Origin of the sequence: Lentzea albida, assembly GCF_900111005.1 — a bacterium.
GTDB classification, from domain to species: Bacteria; Actinomycetota; Actinomycetes; order Mycobacteriales; family Pseudonocardiaceae; genus Lentzea; species Lentzea albida.
Genome location: NZ_FOFV01000005.1, coordinates 26748 through 53653, shown reverse-complemented (window position 1 = coordinate 53653; position 26906 = coordinate 26748). Strand labels below are relative to the sequence as shown.

Genomic DNA, 26906 nt, shown 5'->3' with positions numbered 1-26906 from the left:
CGTAGGGCCGCACGCGGTGGTGGGCTCCGCCGGACCACTAGCCGTCAGAACTCCGTAAGACCAGCTCCACCACGAACCGGGCACCACGGGGCGACCGGTCCTCGACCCACACCCGGCCGCCCAGCCGGTGCACGTGCTCGCGGACCAGCGCCAGCCCCAGTCCGCTGCCCGGTCCCGCCGCGGCACCGCGCGCGAACCGTTCGAAGACCTCCTCCCGCAACGGTTCCGGCACTCCCGGTCCGGCGTCCTCCACCTCGAGCCGCACGCGGGAGCCGAGGACCCGCACGGACACCAGGACCGCACCGCCCGCGTGCCGCTCGGCGTTGTCGAGCAGATTCGTCACCACGCGTTCCAGCCGTCTCCGGTCGCCCGGCACGACGGCGTGCTCCAGGTCGAGCGGCACCGGGGCACGGGTCGCGACCACGGTGCGCACCAGCACGTCCAGCGCGATCTCCTCCGGCGCCGGGTCGTCGGTCTGGTCGGCCCGGGAGATCTCCAGCAGGTCGGCGACGAGCCGCGCGAACCGGTCGACCTCCGAGGTGAGCAGCTCCAGCGCCGTTCCCGCGGTGCCGGGCAGGTGGTCACCCCGCCGGCGCAGCACCTCGCCCGCGTTCACCATCGTCGTCAGCGGGGACCTCAACTCGTGCGACACGTCCGACGCGAACCGGGCGTCCCGCAGCGCTCTGCGCTCCAGCGCCTGGGCCGTGGAGTTGAACTCCGCCGCCAGGGCCGCGAGCTCCGGGTCGTCCTGGTCGGGCAGCCGGGCGTGGAGGTCACCACCGGCGATCCGGCCCGCCGCGGAGCTCAGCTCCGCCAGCGGTCTCAACGCCCGGTTCGAGACCCACGACCCCAGCGCCGCGCCGAGCAGCGCCGAGCCGGCCGTGCCGGCGATCAGCACCGCGCTCAGCGACGTGGACGTCCGGTCGAGCTGCTGCAGGCCGAACAGCTCGACGTAGACGGCCCCGTCCGCGAGCGGCCGGGTGACGACGAGCGCCGGCAGCCCGTCCACGGTGGTCCGCGCGGTCGCGGGCGGGTGCTCGACCACCCCGGCGGGCAACCGCGCCGGGTCGACCGGCCTGCCCGCCGTCCGCGTGCCCGCCGGTCCCAGCACGAGGATCGCCGAGTCCGGTCCGGTGAGGAGGGTGCCGAGGTCCGGTGACCTCTCGACCAGCCGCGCGTTGACCTCGGCCTGCCGCGTGGCGCTCGCCTCCCGTTGCCGCAGCATCGAGCCGGTGGCGAGGTTCCAGGTCGCGAACGCGAGCACGCTCGTCACGACCAGCAGGCCGAAGCCGAAGGACAGGGTGACCCGGCGGCGCAGCGTGAGTCTCACGAGCGGATCCGATAACCGCTGCCGCGCACGGTGAGCAGGAGCTCCGGGTCGTCCGGGTTCACCTCTATCTTGCGGCGGAGCCTTCTTATGTGCACGTCCAGCAGGCGCGTGTCACCGAAGTAGTCATATCCCCAAACCTTGTGCAGCAACTGCTCCCTGGTGACGATTCGCCCGGCCGCACCAGCGAGTTCCAGCAACAGCCGGAATTCCGTTCTGGTGAGATGAACCCGTTCGCCCGCACGGTGCACGACACCTTCCTGCGGACGGATTTCCAGCGCTCCCACGCGAACGGCTTCCCTGCCCGGTCCGCGCCTGCGCACCAACGCGCGGACGCGTGCCGCGAGAACGCCCGCCAGAAAGGGTTTCGTGACGTAGTCGTCCGCTCCCGCCTCCAGTCCGGCGATCACGTCGCGGGCGTCGGTGCGCGCCGTCACCACGATGATCGGCAGGTCACCGCGTTCCCGCAGCGTCCGCACGACCTCCAGGCCGTCCATTCCGGGCAGCGTCAGGTCGACCAGCACCACGTCGAACGGTTCCGCCTCCAGGCGCGGCAACGCCTCTTCTCCCGAACCCGCCTCGCCCACGTTGAATCCCTCGTCGGACAAGGCGAGGCACAACGCCTGCCGGATTCGCTCGTCGTCCTCGACCAGCAGGACCCGTACGCACACAAAGACTCCACTGTGTGAGAGCCGCGGCGACGGCTCTCACACAGTGGAGTGAAAGTCGATCAAAAGCAAGATTGCTTCGGTTTAAAAAGCGGTCAGCGTGATCTTTGCCGAACGCGGGTTCGGTTCGTGGACAAGTGACTCGAAGCCGCCGACGTCGTCGAAGGCGAACCCGTAGGCACGGCCGTCGGTCATGTTGGCGTGCACGATCCTGGAGAAGTGGTTCGTGGTCGCGCGGGTGTAGAACTGGCTCGCGTCGTACGTCGGCTGGGTGTGGAGGTAGCCGAGCGTCGACCGGTTGAGCGCCGCGCACAGCGACCGCGAGATCGCGCCGAGCTCGTTGTTCGGCGCCGCGAGCCGCCCGTCGCAGTTCAGCACGTCGCGGGTGGACGGCTGCTGGAACTCCGCCACCTGCTGGCCGGAGGTGTTCGTGAACCGCATGACCCCGCCGCTGACGCGGCCGGTGAACCTGCGGTTCGGCTCCGCCTGGTACGGCACGACGGTCAGCGGCGTGTTCTGGTAGGTCGACCAGACGCTGTTGACGTAGCTCTGGAAGTACGAGCTGGAGAACAGGCCCGCGTCGAGGCCCTTGCTCGGGTTCAGCACGCGCAGCCGGGTGCCGTCGGAACGGCTGTGGGCGAGCTTCGCCCAGTCACCGCCTTGCTGCTGGTGCTGGTCGAAGATCCGGTTGCGCCCGTTCGCGACGAGCTGGCCCGCCTTCTTCGTGGTACCGCCCTGCGACGTCGCCTCGACCGCGTGCGGGACCGCGAACATGTCGACCTGGGAGCTGTTGAGCCACAGACCGCCGCCGTCGTAGCTGAACTCGCTCCAGTCGAACAGGATGTCGCGGTTCGGATCGCCGCCCGCCCACGGCGCGGGCTGCACGAGGCCGCCGGGCACGAGGCTGAACTTCAGCTTGTCCCGGAACGACATGTAGATCCGGCCGCCGGCCAGGTTGAGCGGGATCTGCACGGTCTTGCTGGCGCCGTTGGCCGGGCCGGGGATCGAGAAGTCCGGCGCGGGGACGGGCGGGATCGCCCCGCCGGACCACGCCGTGAACTGGCCGTTGCCGTTGACGTAGCCGAGCCGGCCGTTGTAGATCCCGGTGATGTAGAGGTGGACCGCGTCGCCGCGCCCCGAGTTGTTCGTGACGGTGAGCGGGAGCTGGCTCGGGGGAGCCGCGTGCACCGGTGCGGACATCGTTGTCAGCCCTAGCAGGGCCGATGTCGCGAGCAGCAGGAGCTTGCGCATCGACTTATCTCCTCACTGAGACAGGGTCGTGAGAGCGCTCTCATAGTCAGCGCGAACGTGTTGATGTGTCAAGAATGGTCTTCATGCGCGCACTGACCGTTGATCTCGCCCGAGCCGGGTCCCTGTCGCTGGCCGATCTGCCCGACCCGGTGCCGGGACCGGACGAGCTGCTGGTCGAGGGAGTGGCGATCGGCATCTGCGGGACGGACCGCGAGATCGTGCGCGGGGAGTTCGGCGTCGGCGGCACGCTCGTGATCGGTCACGAGTCGCTCGGACGGGTGATCAGTGGACCTGGCTTCGCACCCGGCTCGCTGGTGGCGGGGGTCGTCCGCAGGCCGGACCCGGTGCCGTGCGTGGCGTGCGCGCGCGGTGAGTTCGACATGTGCCGCAACGGCCGGTACACCGAGCGGGGGATCACCGGCCTCGACGGCTACGGCTCGACGCTGTGGACGGTGCCTTCCGCCTACGCCGTCGGTGTCAGCACGGCGACGGGCGTCCTGGTGGAGCCCGCGTCGGTGGTCGTGAAGGCGTGGGAGCGGCTCGACGCGCTGGCGCTGTACCCGTTAGACAGCGTGCTGGTGACGGGCGCGGGCCCGATCGGCCTGCTGGCGGCGCTGGTCGGGGTGCAGCGCGGCCTGGACGTGCACGTGTTCGACCTGGCCTCCTCCGGCCCGAAGCCCGGCCTGGTCGAGTCCCTGGGCGCCACCTACCACCGCACGCTCCCGGACTGCCCGGTCGTGATCGAGGCGACCGGCGCGCCGTCGCTGGTCGCGCGGCTGCTCGGGCGGGACCTGGTGTGCCTGACGGGCGTGCCGTCCACCGAGGTGGTCCCCGCCAACGTCGGCCAGATCAACCGGGACCTGGTGCTGCGCAACGGCATCGTGTTCGGCACGGTCAACTCGAACGTGCGGCACTACCGGGAGGCCTCGGCGGTGCTCGACCGCGCCGACGACGTGTGGCTGTCCGCCCTGATCACCCGGCGGGTGCCGCTGGAGTCGTACGCGGAGGCGTTCGAGCACCGGCCGGACGACGTGAAGGTGGTGCTGGAGCTGTGATGGCGGCCAGTGCGACGATCCCCGCGGCGAGCAGCAGGGCGTGGTCGTACCCGTTGTGCAGCAACGGGGTGGCGACGAGCGGGCCGAGGACCTGGCCCGCCGAGTAGCCGGCGGTGAGGGTGGCGGCCGCGGTGGGGACGCCGAGGTCGGCGCCCTGCCTGAGCGCGGTCGCCGCGATGCCGATGAACGTGCCGCCGAACAGGACCGTGGCGACCAGCGCCGAGCCGTCGACCAGCGCGGGCAGTGCTATCCCGATCGCCTGGACGGCCAGCGCGACGCGGAGGGCGTGGCGGCGCGGCCTGACCAGCGCGGGGGAGAGGGCGGCGGAGAGGCCGACGAGGACCCAGGCGGCGCTGCCGAGCGGGCCGCTGATGGCGGCGACGAGGAAGGTGGCGGCGATGACGTAGCCGACGCCTTCGAGGGTGTAGGAGGTGAAGAGGGCGGCGAACCCGCGTCGTCTCGTGGTGCCGGGCCGCCGCTGCGGCTCTTCCGGCCGGAGGTTCCAGGCCGCGATCGCCAGCACCGCCGCCAGAGCCGCCGACGCCCACCAAGCCGCCTGCCACCGCCCGAACCCGAGCACCACCAGCCCGGACAGCGCAATCCCCACCCCGACCCCGCTCATGCCCCACCCCGGCCGCGCGTTCACCGCGGCCACGAACACCACCGCGCTCGCCACGCCGGCCACCAGCCGCAGCGCGAACCACGCACCCATCCCGTGCACCAGCGGCATCCCGGCAAGCGTCGCCACGAGCAGCACGAGCGCCACACGGTTCACCACCCGCGACGGCGCACGCACGACCGTGACCAGCGCGCCGACGAAGTAGCCGAGGTAGTTGGCAGTGGCCAGCGACGCGGCGGACGTGGGCGAGAGACCCGCCTGGGCGGTCATCAGCGGCAGGATCGGCGTGTACACGAACCGGCCGATGCCCATGGCCGCCGCGAGTGCCGCCGCCGCCCGGACGCTCATGATGTGCTCGACGGTCGTGTCGCGTCCACTTCGGACTGCTTGGCGTGGTTGGTGAACTCGTCCATGACGTCATCGTCCGACCACGTTCCGGCGATGGCCACGACCGGCTTTCTCCTGCGTGGGAGCCTCGGCCTCCTAGGATGCGAGGCGTGGAACTGCGTCAACTCCGGTACTTCCTCGCCGTCGCCGAGGAGCTGCACTTCGGGCGGGCGGCGGCACGCCTGCTCATCGCGGGGCCGTCGTTGTCGCAGCAGATCAAGGCGCTCGAACGCGATCTCGGCGTGCCGCTGTTCGCCCGCGACCGCCGCACGGTCGCGCTCACCTCCGCCGGCGCCGCGCTCGTCCCCGAAGTGCGGGCGTTGCTCGAACGCGCCGATGAGCTGCAACGGCACGCGCGGCAGCTGTCCGGGTCGCGGCCGGTGCGGATCGGGTACGTGAACTGGCTGCCGCCGGACCTCACCCAGCGCACGGCCGGGGTCGCGCAGCTGTACGTGGACGCGTGGGTCGTGCCGTCGCACCAGCAGGCGGCGCGGGTGGCGGACGGCAGCCTCGACCTCGCGGTGTGCTGGATCCGCAGGACCGACGCGGCACAACTCGGGCTCAAGGCGGACCTCCTCGGCGCCGACCGGCTCTACGCGGTGGCCGTCGGCACCGACACGAGCCCCGTCCGGGCGAAGGACATCGCCGTGCTGGTCGACGACGACGTCACGTCGTGGCAGTCCTGGAACGACTACGCCGAGGAGTTCGCGCGGGACACCGGCGCGACGGTCCGGCGCATCCACAACGGGGCCATCACCGGTCCGGCGTTCTTCGACCACGTGCGGGTGTGCACGACGCCGGTCCTCAACTCGCCCAAGGGGCAGACCACGCCGTTGCCGCCGGACCTGGTGGCGCGGCCGGTGGTCGACCCCGAGGTGCTGTGGACCTGGTCGCTGGTGCGCCGCGAGGACGAGGAACGCGCGGACGTCCTCGCCGCCGCCGAGGCCATCGTGCGCGACGTCGGCGGACTCGCCCCTGGTTGGCTCCCGGCCGACGACCCCCACCGCCGCCTGCGAGGCTGAGCCTCCCACCAGGGAGGAAACGGGTCGCAATTCCGCGAAATGAACTCGCGGGCGCTCGCCGTTGTGAGGGTCAGTTCCACTTCCCCACTTCGAAAGCGAGCAGGACAATGACCAGCAAGGTGGCAATCGTCACGGGAGCGTCGCAGGGAATCGGTGCGGAACTCGTTCCCGCCTATCGCAAGCTCGGCTATTCGGTTGTCGCGGTCTCGCGTTCCGTCGAGCCCTCCGGCGACCCGGAGGTCCTCGCGATCCGCGCCGACCTCAGCAGGCCGGGGGAGGGCGCGCGGGTCGTGCGGGAGGCGCTCGCGCGGTTCGGCCGGGTCGACTCGCTCGTGAACAACGCCGGCGTCTTCGTCGCCAAGCCGTTCACCGAGTACACCGACGAGGACTTCGCGAACGTCGTCGGCACCAACCTCGCCGGGTTCTTCGACATCACCCGCAGCGCCGTCGCCGCCATGGGCGAGGCCGGTCACGTCGTCAACGTGTCCACAAGCCTGGTCGACCACGCGCTGTCGGCGGTGCCGTCGGCCCTCGCGTCGCTGACCAAGGGCGGCCTGAACGCCGTCACCAGGTCGCTCGCGGTCGAGTACGCGGCCAGGAACATCCGCTTCAACACCGTCGCGCTCGGCATCATCAAGACGCCCATGCACGCCCCGGAGACCCACGAGGCGCTCGCCGGGCTGCACCCCGCCGGCCGCATCGGCGAGATCTCCGAGGTGGTCGACGCGATCACGTTCCTCGAGCAGGCCGGCTTCGTGACGGGCGAGGTCCTGCACGTCGACGGCGGCCAGAGCGCGGGGCACTGACATGGTGCTCGAGGACGTCATGGACCGGTGGAAGGCCGCCGTGGACGCGCACGACCCCGAGGGTGTGGCCGCGAACTTCACCGACGACGCCATTTTCCAGGGGCTGAAGCAGTACGGGGTCGGAAAGGCCGCCGTGGCCGCTTATTACGATTCCCAGCCCGTCGGTCTGAAAGCCGAGTACGAGGTGCTGGAAACGCGACGGCTGGCCGATGACCTGGTCCTCGGTTATCTGAACGTCGATTTCTCGTTCACCGACCGGCCGACGCGCAACGTCTATCTGAGTGTGGTGCTGAGGGGAGACCTGATCGCGCACTACCAGGTCTCCGCACTCGGCTAGTGCCTGCGGGGCTCCCGGCCGAACGGCGACTTCGGTCGCTCGAGGTCGGGAGCCTTCGGGATCGGCACGGTGACCGGGTTCTCCGAGGTGATCGTGATCGGCTCGCCGTGGTGGCGGGTGGTGAGCTCGGTCCCGTCCACGATCCGGTAGGTGGCCTCGTCCGCCCGCACCTCCACGGCGATCCTCGTGCCCTGGAACGACATCCGGAACGAGAACCGGGTCAGCTGGTCCGGCAGCCGCGGTGCGAACGTCAGCTCGCCGCCGTGGTCGCGCATGCCGCCGAACCCGGCCACCAGCGCCGTCCACGCCCCCGCGAGCGACGCCATGTGCAGGCCGTTGGTGACGTTCTCGTGCAGGTCGTGCAGATCGGTGAAGGCCGCCTCGACGAGGTAGTCGAACGCCAGCCCGAGGTGCCCGACCTCGGCCGCCAGCACCGCCTGCGTGCCCGCCGACAACGAGGAGTCGCGCACGGTGCGGGCCTCGTAGTAGGCGAAGTTGCGTGCCTTCTCCTCGTCGGTGAACGCGTCACCGCGCACGTGCATCGCGAGCACCAGGTCGGCCTGCTTGATGACCTGCTTGCGGTAGAGGTCGAAGTACGGGTAGTTCAGCAGCAGCGGGTACTTCTCCGGCGGCGTGTTCTCGAAGTCCCACTCCGCGTGCTTGGTGAAGTTGTCCGCCTGCGGGTGCACCTGCAGCATCTCGTCGTAGGGGATCGACATCGCGTCCGCCGCCCTGCGCCAGGTCGCGATCTCCTCCTCCGTGACGTCACCGGGGTTCCGCTCCGCGGCGTCCGCGGCGGCCCACAGGTTCTGCTGGGCGATCAGGTTGGTGTAGACGTTGTTGTCGACGATCGCCGAGTACTCGTCCGGGCCCGTCACGCCGTCGATGCGGAAGCCGTCGTGCGGGTCGTGGTGGCCGAGCGAGGCCCACAGCCGTGCGGTCTCCACGAGGATCTCGGTGGCCTCGTCGCGGTCGAAGTCCTCGTCGTTCGTGGCGTTGAGGTACTGCTGCACGGCGTACGCGACGTCACCGGAGACGTGGAACGCGGCCGTGCCCGCCGGCCAGTACGCGCTGCACTCGGCGCCGTTGATCGAACGCCACGGGAAAGCGGCTCCCTTGAGCCCCAGCACCTCGGCGCGTTCCCGCGCCTTGTCCAAAGTGGAGTGACGCCACCGCAGCGCGTCGCGGGCGGCGTCGGGCACCGTGTAGGTGAGCACCGGGAGCACGAACATCTCGGTGTCCCAGAACGCGTGCCCGTCGTAACCCGGCCCGGTGAGCCCCTTGCCCGGGATCGCCCGCGTCTCCCCGCGGGCACCGGCCTGCAGGATGTGGAAGAGCGCGAACCTGATCGCCTGTTGCAGCTGGTCGTCGCCCTCGACCTCGATGTCGGCGACCTCCCAGAAGTCGTCCAGGAACGCCTTCTGCTCCTTCAGCAGCCCGTCCCAGCCGGTCTGGCAGGCGCCCGCGAGCGCCGCCTCCACCTGGGCGCGCAGCGCCGGCGTCGACCGCTGGCCGGACCAGCCGTAGGCGATGTACTTGGTGAGCACCAGGCTGCCGCCCGCGGGCACGTCCACGGCCGCGGTGAACCGGGCCAGGTCGTCCTCCGCGCGGATCTCCGTGCGCGGCTCGTCGTGCAGTTCGTTCGACGACGGTGTGACGGCGACCTCGTGGTCCATCGCGGCGGCCATCCGCAGCCCGGACACCTTGGTGTGGTGGCACAGCACGGCCCGCGACTTCTCCGCCATGGTGAAGTCGCTGACCAGCGGCGCGTCCAGGGCCGCGGCCACGCGCGGGTCGTCGCTGCGGCTCTTGATCGGCTCGTTCGCCAGCAGGTCCGACTGCACCACGAGCTGCAGGTCGTCCTCCGGCTGCACCTCGTACCGGATCGCCGCGACCGCGCGCTGGGAGAACGACACGAGCCGTTCGCTGCGCACGGTCACACGGCGACCCGTCGGCGACTCCCAGACCGTGCGGCGGCGTAACGTGCCCGTGCGGAAGTCGAGCGTGCGCTCGTGCTCGATCGCGTCGCCGTAGCGCATGTCCAGCGGCTCGTCCTCGACCAGCAACCGGATGATCTTGCCGTCGGTGACGTTGACGACCGTCTGCCCGGCCTCGGGGTAGCCGTAGCCGCCCTCGCCGTACGGCAGCTGGTGCTCCTCGTAGAAGCCGTTGAGGTACGTGCCCGGCAGGCCGCGCGGCTCGCCCTCGTCCAGCGTGCCGCGCATGCCGATGTGGCCGTTGGACAGCGCGAACGTCGACTCGGTCTGGTGCAGGTTGCCCACGGAGAGGCCCTGCCAGCGCAGCTGCCAGGGTTCGACGGCGTAGCTCATGACAGGAGCTCGTCGAGCTCGTCGACGACCACATCGGCGCCGTTGGCCTTCAACGCGTCCCTCTGCTGGCCGCGGTCGACACCGACGACGAACCCGAACCCGCCGTCGTGGCCCGCCTTCACGCCCGCGAGCGCGTCCTCGTACACAGCGGCGTTCTCCGGTGCCGTCTTGAGTCTTCTCGCGCCCTCGAGGAACGAGTCGGGGGCCGGTTTGCCCCGCAGGTTCGACGCGACGATGACGTTGCCGTCCACCAACGCGTCGACGTAGTCCAGCAGGTCGCCCGCGCGCAGCACGCGCATGGCGTTGGCCGACGACGTGACGACGCCTATCGGCAGCCCCGCCTCGCGCGCGGCCTGCAGGTAGCGCACCGAACCGGCGTACGGCGAGATGCCCTGCTCGTCGATGATCGTGTTGACCAGGTCGTTCTTCTGATCGCCGATGCGGCGGACCTCGTCCTCCGACGGCGTGAGGCCGCGCGACGTGAGGAAGCTGCGGACACCGTCGTAGCGCGGCTTTCCGTCCACGTACGCGAGGTAGTCCTGTTCGCTGAACGACTGGCCGAGGGCTTCGAACGTCTGCCGCCACGCCTGCCGGTGCAGCACGGCCGTGCTCGTGAGCACACCGTCGAGGTCGAACAGCAACGCCGTGATCTTCTCCGGGATGCCGAGGCTCATACGTCGATCATGCACCCGTCTCGTTGTTGTCGCTTCGTTCTTCCGCGAGACGTTCGTCGAGCGGGCGGGGGTGTGCCTGCTCGTACTCGGTCATGCCGTACTTGGTGACCTCGGACCAGCCCTCCGGCGGGTCCATGCCCTCCTCGAGCGGGTCCTTCTGGAGGTTGTCCTCGTCCAGGCCCTCGTAGTCGAGGTCTTCGGGGACGTAGGCGCCGCGTTCTTCACTCATGTCCACGGCAATACCCACTTACGCCCTATCCGATGCTTTGACCCACGAGCGAGCCGATCGCGTAGGTGACGCCCATGGCGATCAGGCCGCCCGCGACGTTGCGCACGACCGCCCGGCGCTTGCCGGCGCCGCTGAGCCGCGCGCTGACGAAGCCGGTGAGGGCGAGCGTGAGGACGGCGGCGGCCACCGTGACCGGCACGCGCAGGCCGACGGGCGTGAGGGCGATCGCGGCGAGGGGGAGAAGCGCGCCGATGGTGAACGAGATGAAGCTCGCGATCGCGGCACCCCACGGGTTCGTCAGCTCGTCCGGGTCGATGTGCAGCTCGGCCTCGGCGTGGGCGGCGAGCGCGTCGTGCTTCGTGAGCTGCTTGGCGACCTCTTCGGCGGTGTCCTCGTCGAGGCCCTTGCCCTCGTAGATCTCCTTCAGCTCGTTGAGCTCCTCCTCGGGCATGTCCCGCAGCTCACGGCGCTCCTGCGCGAGGAGGGCGCGTTCGGCGTCGCGCTGGCTGCTGACCGACACGTACTCGCCGCTCGCCATCGACATCGCGCCCGCGAACAGCCCGGCGAGCCCCGCGACGAGGATCTGCGCCCGGTCCGTCGTGGCACCGGCGACGCCCACGACCAGGCTGGCCGTCGACACGATGCCGTCGTTGGCTCCGAGGACCCCCGCGCGAAGCCAGTTCATCCGATCGCCGGTGACCTCGTCGTGAGGCTCGTGGTGCGTCATTTCCGCAGGTTAGCGGTGAGGTCCGTGCGGTGCGCGTGACGTCCGGGTGACGGGCCGGGACTCTGCTGAACGGGTGAGTTTTCCCAGGTCAGGCCCCGGAGGTTCATTTTTTGTCAGACCCCCGTGGCAGCATGTCGAACAGGTGTTCGTGTGCGAGCTAGAGGAGGTCAGTTCCCGATGCAGATCGAACCCAGTCGCTGGCCAGGCCGCGTGGTGCCGTCCACCGATGCCGACGTCGCCGTCGCCGTCGAGTCCCTGTGCGTGCGCGCCTCCTGGCCCGACGCCGACCGCCGCTGGGTCCGGCGGCTGCTCGAACCGTGGTTCACGGCGGGCTGGAGCGTCGACGCCCTGCTCGTCGCGATCGACACGAAGCCCGACGGCACCCGCCAGGGCCGCCCCCGCTCACGGGCGCAGGTGGCCCACGAGTTCCTGCGGGCCCGCCTCCGCACCTGGACGGCGGACGGCGCGGGCCTGGCCACCCCACCGCTCAAGGGCACCCCCCTGGGCGAGTGGTACCGCGTGAACCGCCGCAACGCGGCCCTGCACGCCCCCCGCCGAGGCGGCGGCCTGTCCGCCGAGGGCAGGCAGGCCAGGGCGGAGACCAGGGCCCTGGCCCACCGCCGCGACCCGGTGGCGCGCAGCCGCGAGAAGGGCCGCCGCCGCCAGGAGGTGCTCGACGGCCTGCTCGTGCCGGGGCAGGAGGTCCCGTCGTTCGCCGACTCGTGGAAGCTGGTGGCCGAGCTGGTGCCGGTGCCGCGGGTGTGCTCGGCCTGCGGGCACGTGCGCAACGAGGTGGCGCGGCCGGCGCACCGCGTGGCGTAGGCGCGCGAGGCGCGCGAGGCGCACGGGAGAGGCTGACGTGCCTCGTGCCTCGTGCCTCGTGCCTCGTGCGGCGTGCCGCGGTGAGGCGGCAGGAGCGTCGCGGGCCGCAGTGTGCGGCGCTGGTCGTGGGGCGCCGGCGTGGCGGGTCGGCCAGGGCGTTTCTCGCCCTGCGGCTTTCAGGCGTGTGGACCGCGGTGAAGCCGCTCGCCGCCGAGCCGTTCGCCGCCGAGCGGGCCTCTTCATCACCGGCCTCGGCCACACCACACTGACCGGCGCCACCACCCACCGGTCACCACCCACCGAACCCGATAATCGCGGGCGTGAAACTCCTGCCCGTCACCCCGTCCGGCGCCCACGCCGCCTACCTAGACGTAGGCCCCAGGAACAGCCCCACCACCGTCTACCTGGGCGGCCTCGGCCTGGCGAGCACCGTCACCTTCGCCCCGGTCATCGGCCACCCGGCACTGGCGAACGCCGGCCGGCACGTCCTGGTCGACCTGGTCGGCAGCGGCTGGAGCGACCACGACGACGCCTTCTCCCACACGATCGAAGACCACGCGGCGACCGTCGCGAAGGTCGCAGACGCCCTGGACCTCCGCGCGGTCAGGCTCGTCGGGCACTCCCTGGGCGGCTCGATCGCCATCAGCCTGGCGACCCGGCGCCCCGACCTGGTGGGCGAGCTGGTCGTGGCCGAACCCAACCTCGACCCCGGCGTCGGCACGACGTCCGCCCAGATCGCGAGCCTCGACGAGGACACCTTCGTCAAGACCGGGATGCGGCACCTCCTCGACGCCGAGGGCCAGACGATGGGCGCGCGGACGTTGAGCCGCTGGTCGCCGAGGGGACTGCACCGCACCGCGGTGTCGCTGCTGGCCGAGCGCCCGGCCACCTTCCGCGCTCAACTGACCGCGCTGACGATGCCCAAGCGGTTCGTGGCGGGTGGGCGCAGCGGCGAGGACCTCGACGCGGTGCGCGCGACCGGTTGCGACGTGCGAGTGGTGCCCGGAGCCGGCCACCTGATGATGGACGACGACCTCGACGGGTTCGTGAAGCTGCTGGTAGGCCCCCTTCCACCTGCGACTTCGGTGAACGGTGGTTGAAAGCGGCCCGGGTCGGGAACACCGAACGAGTTTCTTGTTTCCGATGTAAGGGGCCGACATGCTCGAAGTGACTCCGATGGCTGCCGAGGTCATCAACGAGCTGACCTCGCAGTCAGAGGGCACCAGCGACGACATCGGTCTGCGTTTCGCCCTGGCGACCGAGCAGGACAGCCAGGCCGCGCTCGAACTGTCGCTCAGCGAGGTCGTCGACGGCGACGAGGTGGTGGCGGCCCCCGCGGGCGCCAAGGTCATCATGGAGCCGGCGGCCGCCCAGTACCTGGACGACAAGGTCCTCGACGTCCGCCAGGACGACGAGGGCAACCCCGCTTTCGCCATCGCGCGCCAGGACCCGCCCGGCGAGGGCCAGCAGAGCTGACCTGGTCAGGACGACACCTGACACGCGAAACGGGCCGGATCCCCGACGAGGGGGTCCGGCCCGTTCCGTGCGATCCCCGTGATCAGGGAATGGTCAGCACCTGACCGGGGTGGATGAGGTCGGGGTTCGCGATCCCGTTGGCGGACGCGATCTCGCCGTACCGGTTGCCGTCGCCGTAGTAGCTCTCGGCGATCGCCCACAGCGTGTCGCCGCTGGCGACCTCGTGGGTGCGCACCTGGGGCGCGGCCGGGGCCGGGGCCTCCTCGGCGGGAGCCGGTTCCGGGGCGGCGGCCGCGGGGGCGGGCTGCGGGGAGTCGGTGTTGGTGCCGGAGGCCCACTTGGCGCTGCCGTCCGCGGCGAACACGACCAGGTTCCTGTCGTCCTGCAGGACGAGGCGCGAGCCCTCGTTGCCCTGGGTGCCGGTGGACCACACGGCGTTCTCGTCGCTCGTGTAGAGCACGAAGTTGCCGTCGGGCTGCAACGCGGCGCGCACCGCGCCCTTGCCGTCGGTACCGCTGGCCCACACGGTGCCGGCGTTCTCCGAGAGCACCAGGTTCCCGTCGGACTGCAGCGTCAACATGTAGCCGTTGGCGCTGGTCAACTGCTGGCCGCGGGTGAGTTCCTGGCCGGCTTGCAAGGTGTCCACTCAACACTCCACTTCGGACGAGGACGCGCCGGAGCAGCGGCGCCCGAAGCGGAACCTAGTCACGCCGGGCCCGGTTCGCCGGACCACCGCGCAACGAGCACCCGAGGGAGTGAAAAGCGCCCCCTGCCCGCAGGCAGGAGGCGCTCCTCGAGACGAACCTGTCAGCCCTCGATGCGGCGGATCACGGAGATCGGGCCGATCGAGTCGATGTCGGCGATCTTCACCGGCACACCCTCGGTCGAGGCGTGCACGGCACGGATGCCGTCCACCGCCATCGCCACGTGGGACTGGCTCGAGTAGTAGACGATGATGTCGCCCGCCTGGACCTGGCTGCGGGAGACCGAGCGACCCGCCGCGGCCTGCGCGTAGCTGGTGCGGCCGATGGAGACGCCCGCCGAGCGGTAGGCGGCCTGGATCAGCGAGGAGCAGTCCCAGGAGTTCGGGCCGTTCGAGCCGTAGACGTACGGCTTGCCGCGCTGCGCGAGCGCGAACGACAGTGCCTGACCCGCGGCGCCGGCAGGCACCGAGATGTTCGACATGTCGCCGTTCTGCAGCATCTGGTTCTTGACGGTGTTGCTCAGGCCGTCGTAGACCTTCTTCGCGTCCGCCAGCTGCTTGTCGAGCTCGGCCTTCTTCTGGTCCATCTCGGCCAGCAGCTTCTTCGACGTCTCGGTCGCCTCGTTCGCCGTCTTCGTGGCGTTGTCGGCGGCGTTGACGGCGTCGGTGAGCTTCTGCAGCGCCTCGGCGTTGTCGGCCGCGAGGATGTTGATGGCCGACATGCGGTTGAGGAAGTCCTGCTGCGAGTCGCTCACGAGCAGCGCGGAGATCTGGCTGAAGTTCGCGCCGGAGTTGGTGGCCTCGGTGAGGAGGTCCACCTGGCCCCGGAGCTCTTCCTCGGCCTTCTGCGCGGTGGCCAGGTCGCCCTTGGCCTTGTCCAGTTCACCCTGCTTGGCCTTCAGGTCGTCCTGGGCCTTGAGGTGGTCCTGGTTGAGCTTGGACGCCTGCTCCTGCAGCTCGTTGTACTTCTTGAGCGCGTCCGCGGCGTTGGGCTGTGCGGTGGCCGGAGCCGTGGGGAGTGCTGCTGCGACGACAGCCGCCGTCGCCACGAGTGCTCCACGCACGATGCGGCGTGAGGGTTGCGACACCACGTCGCGGGTCCTCCTTTTTCCTGGCAGCCGCCCCGCGACAACTACTGCGCGTAAGACGGCAACCTTGGCGTGTGCCCCGAGTGGGTTAACTGCTGGGCCGAAGGTCTCGGACAGGTTACGGAATGACCTTGTCCTCGTCCAGCACCGAATGCCAGCGGTTCACCGGTCAGCACGCTCTCACAGTCGTCTACGTCGCTTTATCGCGGGGTGGAGAGACGCGTCACCCGACAACCCGGCGAATCACCGAAATGGGTCCGATGGAGTCGATGTTCGCGATCTTCACCGGCACGCCCTCGGTGGACGCGTGCACCGCGCGGGTGCCGTCCACGGCCATCGCCACGTGCGACTGACCTGCGTAGTAGATGATGAGGTCACCCGGCGCGATCTCGCCGCGACTCACCCCGCGGCCGACCTTCGCCTGGTCGTAGGTGACGCGCGGGATGCTCACCCCGGCGGCGCGGTAGGACGCCTGCATCAGCGACGAGCAGTCCCACGAGTTCGGTCCGTTCGAACCGAAGACGTACGGCTTGCCCTGCTGGCTCAGCGCGAAGTTCAGCGCCGTCCCGGCCGCGCCCGCCGGCGCGTTCACGGTGATCTTGGGCGTCGGGGCGGCCAGCGTCTGCTTCTGCGGGGCGGACAGCGACTGGTACTTGGCTCGCGCGGTCGAGACCTGCTGGTCCATGGCGACCTTGCGGGTGGAGACGTCCGCGGCGATCTTCTCCGCCTCCGAGGCGGCGGTGGCCGCGTCCGAGCGCGCCTTCGTCGCGGCGCTCAGAGTGGCGTCCAGGCGGGCCACCGCCTCGTTCTGGTCGGAGGCGATGATGTTCATCGCCTGCATCCGCTCCAGGAAGTCCTGCTGCGACGTCGAGGTCAGCAGCGCCGAGATGTTGTTGAACCGCGCGCCCTCGAAGGTCGCCTCGGTCAGCACGTCCACCTGGCCGCGGAACTGCTCCGACTCGGCCAGCGCCTTCTTCTCCGCCTCGGTGGCGGTGACGACGGTCTGGTTCGCCTTCGCCAGGTCGTCCTGCGCCTTGAGGTGGTCCTGGCTGAGCTTCTCGGCCTCCCGCGTCAGGTCGGTGTAGACCTTCAGCGCGTCGTCGGCGGGCTGTGCATGCGCCGAGGGCATCGACACCACCGTCGCGGCGAGCACAGCGGCGAAGGCGGTGGTTCTGGCAGCACGTCGGCCGGGCACGCGGCCTCCTCAGGAGTCGGATCGGCTTCTGAGGAGGCGTACGGCCGAACGGGCGCAGGGGTTCAGCCGGAGTTCGCCGAACTCGGCGACGGGCCCGTCGAGTCCGACCCGCACGGGGCCGCTGACCAGCGAGAACCCGTGACCTGGTGAATTCGCCCGGTCACGCGGCCCGGTGTGCCTCGATCGAGGCACGGCACGCGGCGATCAGGCGGGCGGTGGCGGCGCTGCCCCCGCGCCCACAGCGGGGGCAGCGCATGGCCACGTCACCACCGAGCTCATCGACCACGACGCCCAGTGGCGAGTCGCAGCCGCGGCACCAGCGGTGGCGCGTGACCGGGTTGACGTGCACGGGCGACGAGACGCACTGGTGGATCCACCGCCCGTGCACGTGGCAGGTCAGCCGGTCGTCGGGCGCCAGGACGCCGTCGTCCTCCGCGTGGTCCTCCTCGACCAGTGTGGCGATGAGCGTGGCGATCATGGCGACCCTCCGATCCGGAAACCTGCCTCTGCTAGTTCGTCGAACCGGCGGCCACCGGATCGACACGCGCCGCCAGGTTCTTCAGCGCCCACGCGCAGCCGAGCCCCAAGGCCGTCAGCACGAGCCACGGCACCCACGGCACGCCGGCCCGTGCGGCGGCGTCGAAGCCGACGCCGGTGAGCAGGTTGCCGAGCAGGATCCCGACGCCCACGACCGTGTTGTAGAAGCCGTAGTGCGTCGCCACGAGCCGGTCGCCCGACAACGAGACGATCTTGTCCATCTCGAACGGGAACACCACCATCGTCCCCAGTGCGAGCAACGCGGCGCACAGCACCAGACCGGCCCACCCGCCGAGGACCGCGGGCAGGAAGGCGAGGCCCAGCACCGCCATCCCCGCCGCCAGCGACCGGTCCGGCCCGAGCCGGGCGCGCGCCCACGCCGTCACCCGCAGCTGGCCCGCGACCGCCAGCACGCCCGACACGGCGAACAGCACGGCCGTCAGCACCGCCGACCCGGACGCGAGCGGCAGCGCCAGGTAGACCTGGAACGACAGCACGTACGACCCCGTCATCGCGAGCGCGAACAGCACGAACCGCCGGTTCGAGAGGACCAGCCGCCAGTCCGCCAGGACCGAGTCCCCGGACGGCGACCCGGCCCGCGCGGGCAGCGACCGCCACTGCAGGACCGTGAGCACCAGGAACACGAAGGCCGCCACCAGGCACGTCAACCGGAAGTCCACGGCCGTCAGCGCCAGCCCGACGAGCGGTCCGACCAGGATCCCGGTCTGGTAGAAGACGTTGAACAGCGCGAACGCCTCCACGCGCCGTGGCCCGGCGTCAGCGGCCACGTAGGCGCGCACGGCGGGGTTGAACAACGCCCCGGCGAACCCCGTGGCGGCCGAGGCGATCACGAGCGCCGGCACGCCGTCGACGAGACCGAGCAGCGCGAACCCGCCGGTCCGCAACGCGCAGCCCGCCACGATCAACGGCTTGTACCCCAACCGGTCCGCGAGCGTGCCGCCGATCAGGAACATGCCCTGCTGCGCGAAGTTCCGCACGCCCAGGACGAGCCCGACGGCCCACCCGGCGAGCGCCAGCGTCACCGACAGGTGCGAGGCGAGGTACGGCATCAGCATGTAGAAGCCGACGTTGATGCTGAACTGGTTGAGCAGCAACAACTGCACGCTGCGGTCGAACGAGCGGAACCGGGTGATCACGCCGTCACCGCCAGCGGGTCCACAACGGACTCGCACCTCGTCCACGACAGGACCTCCCGCTCGTCCGGCGACGCCACCTCCAGCGGGTCCGCCGCCGGCACCACGCCCAGCAACCCGTTGGCGGCGCAGTACTCGTCGTTGAACACCGTGTCGAAGTACCGCTGCGGCCCGTCCGGGAACACCGCGGCGATCCGCGTGCCGGGCGAGGACGTCCGCGCCACCCAGGAGGCCACCAGCGCCACCGCGCCGACGCTCCAGCCGCCGCTCGCGTAGTGCCGGGCGGCGAGCGTCCGGCACGCCCACACTGCCTCCGCCGGGTTCACCCAGTGCACCTGGTCGAACGCCGGGTAGTCGACGTTGCGCGGGTAGATGCTGGAGCCGAGCCCGCGCATGAGCCTCGGCCGGGCGGGCTGGCCGAAGATCGTCGACCCGATCGTGTCGACGCCGACCAGGCGCAACGACGGGAAGTGCGTGCGCAGCACGGAGGACACGCCCGCGCTGTGCCCGCCCGTGCCCACGGCGCACACGAGCACGTCCACGTGTCCCAGCTGGTCCGCGAGCTCGTGGGCGAGCGGGGCGTACCCGGCCACGTTGTCCGGGTTGTTGTACTGGTCGGGGCAGTACGCGCCGGGCAACGACTCCAGCAGCGCCGACACGCGTTCGCGCCGGGCCTCCTGCCAGCCTCCGGCCGGATGTGGGCGGTCGACGACGTCCACGGTCGCGCCGTACGCGCGGAGCATCCGCTGGATGATCGGCTCCAGGCCGGGATCGGTGACCAGGGTGACCGGGACGCCGTGCACGATCCCGGCGAGCGCGAGCCCGAGACCCAGGGTGCCGCTGGTCGACTCGACGACGTGACCACCCGGCAGGAGGTCACCGCGGTCGAGCGCTCGTCCGATCATGTGCAGGGCGGCGCGGTCCTTCATCCCGCCACCGGGGTTGGCGCTCTCCAGCTTCGCCCAGAAGCCGGCGGGGGACGTGCGCGACAGCTCGTCGATCCAGAGCACGGGCGTGCTCGCGTGCAGCACGGGAACAGACATGGGGATTCCTCGGAAAAGTGTGGTGACAGGCCGGTGAAGGGGGCGGGGGCCGGCCTACGTCCGGGAGATTCCGAGGTCGAGCAGGAGTGTGCGCCCCGAGCTGACGTGCTCTGAGCGCCACGGACACGAGCGCGCTCTCGCGGCGGGACGTGCGACGGGCTCGCCGTCCGCGTCCGGTGCGGTGAAGGCGAACGCGCCGGCCTGCACCGCGGCCTGCGCGGGTGCGGCGGCCGTGGCGTGGTGCGTGTCGCCGTGGTGGCAGATCTCGCCGGAGATGCCGGGCGTGAACGCGCCGTGGTGAGCGGGTTCCGGCGGGCAGGCGGGGTGCAGGACGAACACCGCGAGCAACAGGAGCGCGAGAACGACAGCATGGCGACGCCCTGTCGTCACTCGGTTCCGCACGGTGATCACCGTACCGCACTTTTCCGGTTCCGAAAGGGGCTTGATAGGTTAGGCAAGCCTAAATCAGGAGGTGGACAGGTGCGCAGGACAGTCGCCGCGGTTCTGCTGCTCGGCCTTGTGGCCGGGTGCGGTGGGAACGCTCCCGCGGAGCAGGGCCAGGGAAGTGGCCAGTGGTCCTTCAAGGACGATCGGGGCAAGGAGGTCACCGCGGAGAAGCGACCGGAGCGCGTCGTCGCACAGGTGTCCGCCGCGGGCGCCCTGAAGGACTACGGCGTCAACGTCGTCGGCACGTTCGGCCCGCTCAAGCGCGCCGACGGCTCGACCGACCCGGAGGCCGGCAGCATCGACCCGAGCAAGGTCACGGACATCACCGGCCCCGGCTACGGCGAGATCGACTTCGAGAAGTTCGCCGCGCTGAACGCCGACCTGGTCGTCGCGGGCTACTACCCGGAGGTCACCGGGCTCTGGCACCTCACGGCCGAGTTCGAGGAGAAGGTCCTCAAGGTCGCCCCGACCGTCGGCATCGGCCAGTCCAAGATCCAGCTCCCGGACGGCGTCAAGCGCTTCAAGGAGCTCGCGAAGTCCCTCGGCGCGGACGTCGAGTCGGCGCAGGTCAAGGCCGATGAAGCGGCGTTCACGAAGGCCGCGGACCGGCTCAGGGCCGTCGGCAAGAAGATGACGGACGCGGGCCAGAAGATCCAGGTCGTGGCCGGCGACCCGAAACTCTTCTACGTGGCCGTCCCGGCCCGCAACCCGGACCTCGACTGGTACGCCGAGGAGCTCGGCCTGCCGCTGCTCACGCCGGACAAGCCCGACGCCGAGGGCGGTGGCTACTTCCAGTCGCTGTCGTGGGAGAACTCCGGCACGTACAAGGAGCACGTGCTGATGTGGGACACCCGCGCGCACGTGCTCGACCCGGAGAAGATGAAGGAGGGGCACCCGGTCTTCGCGGGGCTGCCCTCCGTGCAGGCAGGCCGGTTCGTCGAGTGGAACGCGGTGGCCCCGCTGAGCTACGCCTCCTACTCCAAGATCATGGAAAAACTGGCTGACCAGTTGGAGCAGGTGTTGGCAAAGTAGCCGTGTGCTGACGCTTCTGAAGGAAAACGGCCCGTTGCGCGTGCTCAGCACCGCACGGGTCGTTTCTGTTGTGGGGGACGCGCTCAGCCTCGTCACGTTGATGGTGCACGTGCAGTCCGTGCTGGGGAAGGCGATCGCGGTGGCGGCGCTGTTGCTCGTGGGCGACTTCGCGCCGTCGTTGCTCAGCCCGCTCACCGGTGTGATCAGCGACAGGTTCGACCGGCGGACCGTGATGATCGTGTGCGAGGTCGCGCAGTGTCTCCTGCTGGCGGTCATCGCGTTGGCGTTGCCGCCGTTGCCGCTCCTGCTCGCGCTGGTGGGCGTGCGCGCGGTGCTCGGGCAGGTCTTCATCCCGGCGTCGCGGGCCGCGGTGCCGAGCCTCGTCGCGGAGAAGGACCTGGCGCAGGCGAACACCGCGCTGGGCCTGGGGTCCAACAGCGCCGACGTCATCGGCCCGTTCCTCGCCGCCCTGCTGTTGCCGTTCCTCGGCACTCGGGGCGTGCTGCTCGTGGACGCGCTGTCGTTCGGCCTGTCGGCGTTGTTGTTGCTGCGCCTGCCGAAGCTCGTCGTGCCGGGGGAGACGCGGGAGGCGGTGCTCACCGACGTGAAGGCCGGTGTGAGCGAGATCTGGCGCAACAGGCCGTTGCGGATCGTGTTCGCCGGCTTCTGCGGTGTCGTCGCGTGCACCGCCATCGACGACGTCGCCGTGCTGCAGTTGACGATGGGGGTGTTCGGCGGGTCGGAGAGCGTGGCCGGGTTCGTCCTCGGCGCGGTCGGCATCGGCCTGCTGGCGGGCTACGCCTTGCTGGCCAGGGGTTCCGCGCGGTGGAGCATGGTCGCGTTGCTCGTCACGGGGTTCGTCATCAGCAGCGCGGGCAACCTGTTCACCGGCCTGGCGTGGGGCGTGGCGTCGGCGTTCGCGCTGCAGGCCGTGCGGGGACTGGGCATCGCGGCCATGGACGTCGCGCACAGCACGCTCGTCCAGCGGCTCGTGCCCGCGGACCGGACGGGCCGGGTGTTCGGCAACTTCTACGGCGGGATCGGTGTGGCGGCGGCGGTGTCGTACGTCGCCGGCGGTCTGCTGATCGACGTGCTGGGGCCGCGGACGATCCTGGTGGCCGCGGGCGCGGCCGGGGTCCTGGTGGCGTTGTGGGCGGCCGCCGCGTCCCGCGCGCGAGGTGTCGAGTGGGGGACAGCCCCCTCGAGGTAGGGCGCCGCGCCGACCTGGACGATCTTGTCGGTGCGGCTCGGTACGCTCGTTTCCATGGAGCCCTACGAGCACGGCCTGCTCGACGTCGGTGACGGCAACCGCGTCTACTGGGAGGTCGTCGGCAACCCCGCCGGCAAGCCGGCCGTGTTCCTGCACGGCGGTCCGGGCAGCCCGGCGAAGGGCGCGCGGAAGTCGCTCGACGCGGAGAAGTTCCGCATCGTGATCTTCCACCAGCGCGGCTGCGGCCTGAGCACCCCGCACGCGAGCGACCCGGCCGCGGACATGTCCGTCAACACCACCGACCACCTGATCGCCGACATGGAGCAGCTCCGCGAGCACCTCGGCATCGAGAAGTGGTTGCTGTACGGCGGTTCCTGGGGCACCACGCTCGCCGTCGCCTACGCACAGCGGCATCCCGAGCGCGTCTCGGAGATGATCCTCATCGCGGTGACGCTGTCGTCACCGCGCGAGGTGGACTGGCTCTACCGGGGCGTGTCCCGGTTCTTCCCGGAGGCCTGGGCCCGGTTCAGCGCGCACGCGGGCGACGCGCCGGACGTCGTGCGCGCCTACGCGAACCTGATGGAGCACCCGGACCCGGCCGTGCGGGAGCAGGCGGCGCTCGAGTGGTGCCGCTGGGAGGACACGGTGCTGTCGCTGGAGATCCACGGCAAACCCGCCGTGTTCGCGGACCGCGCCTCCGCCGACTTGATCGCGTTGGTGCGGATCATCGCGCACTACTACGCGAACCACGGCTTCGTGGACGACCTGCTGGGCGGCGCGGCGAAACTCGCCGGCATCCCGGCCGCCCTGATCCACGGCCGCCGCGACCTGAGCTGCCCGGCGGACACGGCGTACGCGCTGGCGCAGGCGTGGCCGGACGCCGAGCTGACCCTCGTGGACGACAGTGGCCACAAGGGCAGCCCCGCCTTCACGGAGGCGATCGCGACCGCGGTCAGGAGGTTCTCCCCGTGACACAACGGAAACCGGCGGGAACGGGGTTCGAGTCGTGGATCGACAGGCAGATCCGCGAGGCCCAGGAACGAGGCGAGTTCGACGACCTGCCGAGCGCCGGCAAACCGCTGCCCGGCGCGGGCGAGCCCCTCGACGAGGACTGGTGGATCAAGAAGAAGGTCAGGGAGGAAGAGGGCACGACAGGGTTGCCCCCTTCCCTGGTGCTGCGCAAGCAGGCCGAGACCGCCAGGGAAAGCGCCCTGGCGGCCACGACCGACGAGGAAGCGCGCGCGATCATCGTCGAGATCAACGCGAAGATCCTCGACGCGCTGCGGAAACCGTTGTCCGGCCCGCCGTTGAACCTCATGCCGTTCGACGTCGAAGAGCTGCTGCGTGAGAGGAAGGGGACCTCACGCGGCCGGTGATCAGCTCGCGTTGATGTCGATGCAGGAGTAGAACGCGTTGGCGGTGTCGCCGATGTTCCACACGGCCAGGACCTTGTGCTTGCCGGCCGAGCCCACGTTCACGCTGTGCTGCACGGTGGCCGGCGGCTGCTGGTTGTTGCCGCTGAACGTGGCGACCTTGCGGCCGTCGACGTAGTAGACGTAGTCCGCGGTGCGGTGCCGTGCGGTGAACACCCAGTTGAACGTCACCGTGCGGCCGGTGTTGGTGACCCGCCAGCCCTTGCTGTCGTTGCTCAGCACGGAGAAGTGCGACAGGTTGGCGTGGCAGCTCTGCAGGCCCTTCGGGCCCTCGACCGACTGCGGCTCCCACTGGATCGCGCCGCAGTCCTTCACGGTGCCGTTGGCGCACTGCGCCTGCCGGCTGGGCGGCGAGGAGATGTACCCGTGTGCGAACGCCGTTCCGGTCGGGAGAGCCACGACGATCACCGGTGCAGCGAGAACGCCGGCCATGGCGGCCGCGATCCTGCGTCCAATCTTCATGTGAGTTCCTTTGCCTTGATGTGTGCGTACTCCCGTTACATCGCGGCGGCGATTGAAGGTCTAGACCATACCGCGCGTAATCGTGGCGCCACAAGACGTGTCGGATAGATCGGACAGGTAAGCGGTCTGCGGGCAGCTTCGTACAGCCCCGAAGCTTCGGCGGTTGTGCGCGAAGTCGTTGGGTTGTGTGGGTTTTGGGCGCGATCGGTTGTGGGGGCTGCGGTTGAGGCGAGCGCCCTTGCGGCTGGCGGCCTGCGCTCCACGCCACGCGCCTCACGTCACGCGCGCCTCACGTCACGCGCGCCTCGCGCCTTACGCCACGCGCCCCGCACGCCGGCGCCTCGCGCGCCGTGCCCTGCGGCTCGCGCCGTGCCCTGCGGCTCGCGCCCGCGTCCTGCGGTTCGAGGCCAGCGCCTCCGAACCAGCGCCCCCAGGATCAGCGCCCCCAGGATCAGCGCCCCCAGGACCGGCGCCCCTAAACGGCCGCGGCCTCGTCCTCCACCGACGTCCCCGACGCCCCCGACTTCTCGCCCTTCTCGGCTTTCTCCACCTTCTCGGCCGCCTTCGCGAGCCGCCGCTTCACCACGAACACCCCGGCGATCCCGAACACCACGGCGATCGCCAGCCCCGCGTACGAGAAGCCCTTCAACCACTTCTCCGCCACCACACCGAGGTAGTACACGGCCGCGGTGGTGCCGCCCGCCCACACGACGCCGCCCAATGCGTTCGCCACGAGGAACTTGCCGTAGTTCATGTGCAACGAGCCCGCGAGCGGGCCGGCGAGAATGCGCAGCAGTGCCACGAACCGGCCGAAGAAGACGGCCCACGCGCCGCGTTTCTGGAACACGCGGCGGGCGTGGTCGAGCTGTGTTTCGCCGAAGTGCTTGGGGAATTTGCGGCCCATCCACGCGAACAGCCTCGGGCCGCCCCGGCGGCCGATGAGGTAGCCGAAGTTGTCGCCGATGATGGCGCCCCCGGTCGCCCAGACGCCGATCCACAGCGGGCTCAGGTCGTCGTGCTGCGATGCCAGCAGTGATGCCGTGACCAGCACGATCTCGCCCGGTAGTGGGATGCCGAGCGACTCGAAGCCGATCACCAGGCCCACGATCGCGTAGACGAGCAGGGGTGGAATGGCTTCGAGCCACTGTTCGATCGGCACGTCGCAACTCTAGCCTCAAGGCCGTGAACGAGCTCGCGCTCGCGGTCGTCGCGGGAATGGTGGCCACGGTCAACCCGTGCGGATTCGCGATGCTGCCCGCCTATTTGGCGTTGGTGGCGCGGGACAGCCCAATGAGAGCCTTTATGTCCGGTTTGGTAATGACGGCCGGATTCGTCACCTTCTTTGGCGCGTTCGGCCTTCTGGTGTCGCCCGTGGCGGCCACGCTCAAGCGCTACCTGCCGTTCGTGACGGTCGTGATCGGGCTCGTGATGGTCGTCGTCGGTGTGCTCCTGCTGCTGGGGAAGGACCTCTACGTCCGGTTGCCGAAGTTGCAGGCGGCGCCGAAGAGCTTGTGGTCCATGTACGGGTACGGCGTTGCGTTCGCCGTCGCCTCTCTCTCGTGCGCGATCGGGCCGTTTCTTGCCGTCGTGGGTGCGTCGCTGCAGACGGGCGTGGTGGCGTTTCTGGCTTATGCGCTCGGGATGGGGCTGGTCGTCACCGTGTTGGCGGTCGCGGGTTCGGCGGTCGCGCCGCGCATCAGGAAGGTGCTCCCGCACGTCGGTCGCATCGGTGGCGTCGTGCTCGTGGTCGTAGGTGCGTACGTGACGTACTACGGCGTCTACGAGCTGCGGTTGTTCCTCGCCGGCGGCAGTCCTGTCGACCCGGTCGTGCAGGGGATCGGGCGGTTCCAGAACGCGCTGGTGCAGGTCGTCGGGGCGCTGGGGCCGTGGCCGTTCGTCGGGGCGCTCGGCGTGGCAGGGCTGTGGTGGCTGAACCGGAGGAGGCGCAAGGCCGTACGCCCTGGCAGGAGGTGAGGGCCGATGCGCGTCCTCGGACTGCTGCTGGGGATCCTGCTGCTCGCCGGTTGCGCGGAGAAGGCGCCGGCGCCGGAGAGGTTCCAGTTCACCGCGACGACGCTCGACGGCGCCGAGTTCCGCGGGGACAAGCTCGTCGGGCATCCCGCCGTGCTCTGGTTCTGGACGCCGTGGTGCCCGTCGTGCAACGCCGAGGCCAAGACGGTCGCGGCGATCGCGAAGAAGCACTCGGAGGTGCAGTTCGTCGGCGTAGCGGCGGAGGACCAGCTCGACGCGATGAAGAAGTTCGTGAGCGACCACCAGATGACCGGGTTCCCGCACCTGGCGGACCTCGACGGGGCGGTGTGGAAGCGGTTCGGCGTCACCGCGCAGCCGACGTTCGCGTTCGTGCGCGCGGACGGCTCGGTGGAGCTGCTCACCGGCGCGCCCACCGCGGAACAGCTCGACGAGCGAGTGTCCTCGTTGGTGCCGAAGGCGTGAGCTCGGCGAAAAGTCCTGCGAGGTAGGGACCAAGGCCTGGTTCGGCGACGCGGTCGCGACCGTACCTTCGAGGAGGCCGCGTGGCGCTGCCGCGTGGCCTTGAGGAGGCAACCCCGATGGACTACATCCAGGTCTCGCTCGCGGAGGCCATCCCCGAGCAGGCCAGGGACTACGCGTCCGCGCGGATCGGGTCGCTCGACCGGTACGCGCCGGACCGGGTCGACTTCGCGTGGGTCAACCTGACCGCGGACAAGACCGTGATCCACGCACACGCCCGGCTCGACCTCAAGTGGGTCGAGGTGCAGGCGTACGCGGAGGGTCACACCGTCACCGAGGTGATCGACCTGGTGCGGGAACGCATGCGGCGGCAGCTCGTCTCGATGCGGGACGTGCTGGTGCACAACTGACCTCGGAGAAC

The 26906-nt window shown here is 70.4% G+C and carries 31 protein-coding genes; 14 read left to right on the top strand and 17 right to left on the bottom strand.

Annotated features, from left to right (window positions below; genetic code table 11):
- Positions 1-37 precede the first annotated feature (37 nt).
- The 3 genes from BMY74_RS14795 to BMY74_RS14785 all read right to left on the bottom strand — a co-directional run bounded on the left by BMY74_RS14795 (position 38) and on the right by BMY74_RS14785 (position 3246).
- The gene (locus tag BMY74_RS14795; protein WP_089915953.1) at positions 38-1330 is read right to left on the bottom strand and encodes a sensor histidine kinase; all 1293 of its coding nucleotides are present in this window, start codon (positions 1328-1330) and stop codon (positions 38-40) included.
- Entirely contained in the window at positions 1327-1998 is a 672-nt protein-coding gene (locus BMY74_RS14790) for a response regulator transcription factor (protein WP_089915951.1), read from the bottom strand. Before BMY74_RS14790 ends, BMY74_RS14795 begins: the two co-directional genes overlap by 4 nt.
- A gap of 81 nt (positions 1999-2079) precedes the next feature.
- Positions 2080-3246 (bottom strand): beta-1,3-glucanase family protein, encoded by a 1167-nt coding sequence (locus tag BMY74_RS14785; RefSeq protein ID WP_089915947.1) that lies wholly within the window; start codon positions 3244-3246, stop codon positions 2080-2082.
- Between the two features lie 83 nt (positions 3247-3329).
- Here BMY74_RS14785 and BMY74_RS14780 point away from each other — a divergent pair, with 83 nt between their 5' ends.
- Positions 3330-4301: an alcohol dehydrogenase catalytic domain-containing protein gene (locus BMY74_RS14780; RefSeq protein ID WP_089916848.1), complete on the top strand. Its 972-nt coding sequence runs from the start codon at positions 3330-3332 to the stop codon at positions 4299-4301.
- On the opposite strand, the gene BMY74_RS14775 is transcribed toward BMY74_RS14780, so the two are convergent.
- Entirely contained in the window at positions 4219-5268 is a 1050-nt protein-coding gene (locus BMY74_RS14775; protein ID WP_218159625.1) for a YbfB/YjiJ family MFS transporter, read from the bottom strand. The two genes, BMY74_RS14780 and BMY74_RS14775, sit on opposite strands and share 83 nt — an antisense overlap.
- Before the next feature lie 140 nt (positions 5269-5408).
- Here BMY74_RS14775 and BMY74_RS14770 point away from each other — a divergent pair, with 140 nt between their 5' ends.
- From BMY74_RS14770 to BMY74_RS14760, 3 genes are all read left to right on the top strand, one after another.
- Positions 5409-6329, top strand: coding sequence for a LysR family transcriptional regulator (locus BMY74_RS14770; protein ID WP_089915944.1), 921 nt, complete (start codon positions 5409-5411; stop codon positions 6327-6329).
- Positions 6330-6436: 107 nt separating this feature from the next.
- Positions 6437-7135, top strand: coding sequence for an SDR family NAD(P)-dependent oxidoreductase (locus tag BMY74_RS14765; protein ID WP_089915941.1), 699 nt, complete (start codon positions 6437-6439; stop codon positions 7133-7135).
- Between the two features lies 1 nt (position 7136).
- Positions 7137-7472: an SgcJ/EcaC family oxidoreductase gene (locus BMY74_RS14760; protein ID WP_089915937.1), complete on the top strand. Its 336-nt coding sequence runs from the start codon at positions 7137-7139 to the stop codon at positions 7470-7472.
- Here the strand turns inward: BMY74_RS14760 and BMY74_RS14755 are convergent.
- Genes BMY74_RS14755 through BMY74_RS14740 form a run of 4 tightly spaced genes read right to left on the bottom strand, consistent with a single transcriptional unit; the run spans position 7469 to position 11432 of the window.
- Positions 7469-9802, bottom strand: a complete 2334-nt coding sequence (locus BMY74_RS14755; protein WP_089915934.1) for a glycoside hydrolase family 65 protein — start codon at positions 9800-9802, stop codon at positions 7469-7471. The genes BMY74_RS14760 and BMY74_RS14755 overlap by 4 nt on opposite strands.
- Entirely contained in the window at positions 9799-10476 is a 678-nt protein-coding gene (locus BMY74_RS14750; RefSeq protein WP_089915930.1) for an HAD family hydrolase, read from the bottom strand. The genes BMY74_RS14755 and BMY74_RS14750 overlap by 4 nt, the downstream gene beginning before the upstream one ends.
- 7 nt (positions 10477-10483) lie before the next feature.
- Positions 10484-10705 carry a hypothetical protein gene (locus tag BMY74_RS14745; RefSeq protein WP_143091572.1) on the bottom strand — a complete coding sequence of 74 codons (222 nt, stop codon included), beginning with the start codon at positions 10703-10705 and terminating at the stop codon, positions 10484-10486.
- A gap of 25 nt (positions 10706-10730) precedes the next feature.
- Entirely contained in the window at positions 10731-11432 is a 702-nt protein-coding gene (locus tag BMY74_RS14740; protein ID WP_089915924.1) for a VIT1/CCC1 transporter family protein, read from the bottom strand.
- A 177-nt stretch (positions 11433-11609) separates the two neighbouring features.
- Here BMY74_RS14740 and BMY74_RS14735 point away from each other — a divergent pair, with 177 nt between their 5' ends.
- From BMY74_RS14735 to BMY74_RS14725, 3 genes are all read left to right on the top strand, one after another.
- Positions 11610-12254, top strand: a complete 645-nt coding sequence (locus BMY74_RS14735) for a hypothetical protein (RefSeq protein ID WP_177229747.1) — start codon at positions 11610-11612, stop codon at positions 12252-12254.
- 320 nt (positions 12255-12574) lie between these two features.
- Entirely contained in the window at positions 12575-13354 is a 780-nt protein-coding gene (locus BMY74_RS14730; RefSeq protein ID WP_177229746.1) for an alpha/beta fold hydrolase, read from the top strand.
- A 58-nt stretch (positions 13355-13412) separates the two neighbouring features.
- Positions 13413-13730 (top strand): hypothetical protein, encoded by a 318-nt coding sequence (locus tag BMY74_RS14725; protein WP_089915916.1) that lies wholly within the window; start codon positions 13413-13415, stop codon positions 13728-13730.
- An 82-nt stretch (positions 13731-13812) separates the two neighbouring features.
- Here the strand turns inward: BMY74_RS14725 and BMY74_RS14720 are convergent, their stop codons facing one another.
- The 7 genes from BMY74_RS14720 to BMY74_RS14690 all read right to left on the bottom strand — a co-directional run bounded on the left by BMY74_RS14720 (position 13813) and on the right by BMY74_RS14690 (position 19852).
- Positions 13813-14376, bottom strand: a complete 564-nt coding sequence (locus BMY74_RS14720) for a LysM peptidoglycan-binding domain-containing protein (protein WP_245786125.1) — start codon at positions 14374-14376, stop codon at positions 13813-13815.
- A gap of 161 nt (positions 14377-14537) precedes the next feature.
- Complete coding sequence (locus BMY74_RS14715) at positions 14538-15482, bottom strand: C40 family peptidase (protein WP_245786124.1); 945 nt, start codon at positions 15480-15482, stop codon at positions 14538-14540.
- A gap of 262 nt (positions 15483-15744) precedes the next feature.
- Positions 15745-16716, bottom strand: a complete 972-nt coding sequence (locus BMY74_RS14710) for a C40 family peptidase (protein ID WP_245786123.1) — start codon at positions 16714-16716, stop codon at positions 15745-15747.
- A 160-nt stretch (positions 16717-16876) separates the two neighbouring features.
- Positions 16877-17194 (bottom strand): hypothetical protein, encoded by a 318-nt coding sequence (locus BMY74_RS14705; RefSeq protein ID WP_089915911.1) that lies wholly within the window; start codon positions 17192-17194, stop codon positions 16877-16879.
- A gap of 31 nt (positions 17195-17225) precedes the next feature.
- Positions 17226-18410 (bottom strand): MFS transporter, encoded by a 1185-nt coding sequence (locus BMY74_RS14700; protein WP_245786122.1) that lies wholly within the window; start codon positions 18408-18410, stop codon positions 17226-17228.
- Positions 18407-19450, bottom strand: coding sequence for a PLP-dependent cysteine synthase family protein (locus BMY74_RS14695; RefSeq protein WP_089915908.1), 1044 nt, complete (start codon positions 19448-19450; stop codon positions 18407-18409). The genes BMY74_RS14700 and BMY74_RS14695 overlap by 4 nt, the downstream gene beginning before the upstream one ends.
- Positions 19451-19504: 54 nt before the next feature.
- A complete protein-coding gene (locus tag BMY74_RS14690; RefSeq protein WP_177229745.1) occupies positions 19505-19852 on the bottom strand; it encodes a hypothetical protein in 348 nt (115 codons plus the stop codon).
- Positions 19853-19930: 78 nt separating this feature from the next.
- Here BMY74_RS14690 and BMY74_RS14685 point away from each other — a divergent pair, with 78 nt between their 5' ends.
- Genes BMY74_RS14685 through BMY74_RS14670 form a run of 4 tightly spaced genes read left to right on the top strand, consistent with a single transcriptional unit; the run spans position 19931 to position 23515 of the window.
- Complete coding sequence (locus BMY74_RS14685; RefSeq protein ID WP_177229744.1) at positions 19931-20929, top strand: ABC transporter substrate-binding protein; 999 nt, start codon at positions 19931-19933, stop codon at positions 20927-20929.
- A gap of 4 nt (positions 20930-20933) precedes the next feature.
- A complete protein-coding gene (locus BMY74_RS14680) occupies positions 20934-22139 on the top strand; it encodes an MFS transporter (RefSeq protein ID WP_218159624.1) in 1206 nt (401 codons plus the stop codon).
- Positions 22140-22193: 54 nt separating this feature from the next.
- Positions 22194-23111: a prolyl aminopeptidase gene (gene pip / locus BMY74_RS14675; RefSeq protein ID WP_089915900.1), complete on the top strand. Its 918-nt coding sequence runs from the start codon at positions 22194-22196 to the stop codon at positions 23109-23111.
- Positions 23108-23515, top strand: a complete 408-nt coding sequence (locus BMY74_RS14670) for a DnaJ family domain-containing protein (RefSeq protein ID WP_089915897.1) — start codon at positions 23108-23110, stop codon at positions 23513-23515. Before pip ends, BMY74_RS14670 begins: the two co-directional genes overlap by 4 nt.
- Here BMY74_RS14670 and BMY74_RS14665 read toward each other — a convergent pair whose 3' ends face one another.
- Positions 23516-24034, bottom strand: coding sequence for a lytic polysaccharide monooxygenase auxiliary activity family 9 protein (locus tag BMY74_RS14665; RefSeq protein WP_089915894.1), 519 nt, complete (start codon positions 24032-24034; stop codon positions 23516-23518). It lies immediately after the preceding gene.
- Between the two features lie 475 nt (positions 24035-24509).
- Entirely contained in the window at positions 24510-25193 is a 684-nt protein-coding gene (locus tag BMY74_RS14660; protein WP_089915892.1) for a DedA family protein, read from the bottom strand.
- A 23-nt stretch (positions 25194-25216) separates the two neighbouring features.
- Between BMY74_RS14660 and BMY74_RS14655 the strand changes: the two genes are divergently transcribed.
- The 3 genes from BMY74_RS14655 (at position 25217) to BMY74_RS14645 (ending at position 26895) form a co-directional block, all read left to right on the top strand.
- Entirely contained in the window at positions 25217-26008 is a 792-nt protein-coding gene (locus BMY74_RS14655) for a cytochrome c biogenesis CcdA family protein (protein WP_245786121.1), read from the top strand.
- 6 nt (positions 26009-26014) lie between these two features.
- Positions 26015-26488, top strand: a complete 474-nt coding sequence (locus tag BMY74_RS14650; protein ID WP_177229743.1) for a redoxin domain-containing protein — start codon at positions 26015-26017, stop codon at positions 26486-26488.
- 116 nt (positions 26489-26604) lie between these two features.
- Positions 26605-26895, top strand: coding sequence for an HPF/RaiA family ribosome-associated protein (locus BMY74_RS14645; RefSeq protein ID WP_089915889.1), 291 nt, complete (start codon positions 26605-26607; stop codon positions 26893-26895).
- Positions 26896-26906: the final 11 nt, after the last annotated feature.

Bases quoted from the DNA above. Each gene is read 5' to 3' on its own strand.
- BMY74_RS14735 (WP_177229747.1), top strand. From the start codon at position 11,610: ATGCAGATCGAACCCAGTCGCTGGCCAGGCCGCGTGGTGCCGTCCACC.
- BMY74_RS14645 (WP_089915889.1), top strand. From the start codon at position 26,605: ATGGACTACATCCAGGTCTCGCTCGCGGAGGCCATCCCCGAGCAGGCC.
- BMY74_RS14765 (WP_089915941.1), top strand. From the start codon at position 6,437: ATGACCAGCAAGGTGGCAATCGTCACGGGAGCGTCGCAGGGAATCGGT.
- BMY74_RS14740 (WP_089915924.1), bottom strand. From the start codon at position 11,432: ATGACGCACCACGAGCCTCACGACGAGGTCACCGGCGATCGGATGAAC.
- BMY74_RS14780 (WP_089916848.1), top strand. From the start codon at position 3,330: ATGCGCGCACTGACCGTTGATCTCGCCCGAGCCGGGTCCCTGTCGCTG.
- BMY74_RS14770 (WP_089915944.1), top strand. From the start codon at position 5,409: ATGCGAGGCGTGGAACTGCGTCAACTCCGGTACTTCCTCGCCGTCGCC.
- BMY74_RS14665 (WP_089915894.1), bottom strand. From the start codon at position 24,034: ATGAAGATTGGACGCAGGATCGCGGCCGCCATGGCCGGCGTTCTCGCT.
- BMY74_RS14705 (WP_089915911.1), bottom strand. From the start codon at position 17,194: ATGATCGCCACGCTCATCGCCACACTGGTCGAGGAGGACCACGCGGAG.
- BMY74_RS14760 (WP_089915937.1), top strand. From the start codon at position 7,137: ATGGTGCTCGAGGACGTCATGGACCGGTGGAAGGCCGCCGTGGACGCG.
- BMY74_RS14745 (WP_143091572.1), bottom strand. From the start codon at position 10,705: ATGAGTGAAGAACGCGGCGCCTACGTCCCCGAAGACCTCGACTACGAG.
- BMY74_RS14755 (WP_089915934.1), bottom strand. From the start codon at position 9,802: ATGAGCTACGCCGTCGAACCCTGGCAGCTGCGCTGGCAGGGCCTCTCC.
- BMY74_RS14695 (WP_089915908.1), bottom strand. From the start codon at position 19,450: ATGTCTGTTCCCGTGCTGCACGCGAGCACGCCCGTGCTCTGGATCGAC.
- pip (WP_089915900.1), top strand. From the start codon at position 22,194: ATGGAGCCCTACGAGCACGGCCTGCTCGACGTCGGTGACGGCAACCGC.
- BMY74_RS14775 (WP_218159625.1), bottom strand. From the start codon at position 5,268: ATGAGCGTCCGGGCGGCGGCGGCACTCGCGGCGGCCATGGGCATCGGC.
- BMY74_RS14785 (WP_089915947.1), bottom strand. From the start codon at position 3,246: ATGCGCAAGCTCCTGCTGCTCGCGACATCGGCCCTGCTAGGGCTGACA.
- BMY74_RS14725 (WP_089915916.1), top strand. From the start codon at position 13,413: ATGCTCGAAGTGACTCCGATGGCTGCCGAGGTCATCAACGAGCTGACC.
- BMY74_RS14750 (WP_089915930.1), bottom strand. From the start codon at position 10,476: ATGAGCCTCGGCATCCCGGAGAAGATCACGGCGTTGCTGTTCGACCTC.
- BMY74_RS14650 (WP_177229743.1), top strand. From the start codon at position 26,015: ATGCGCGTCCTCGGACTGCTGCTGGGGATCCTGCTGCTCGCCGGTTGC.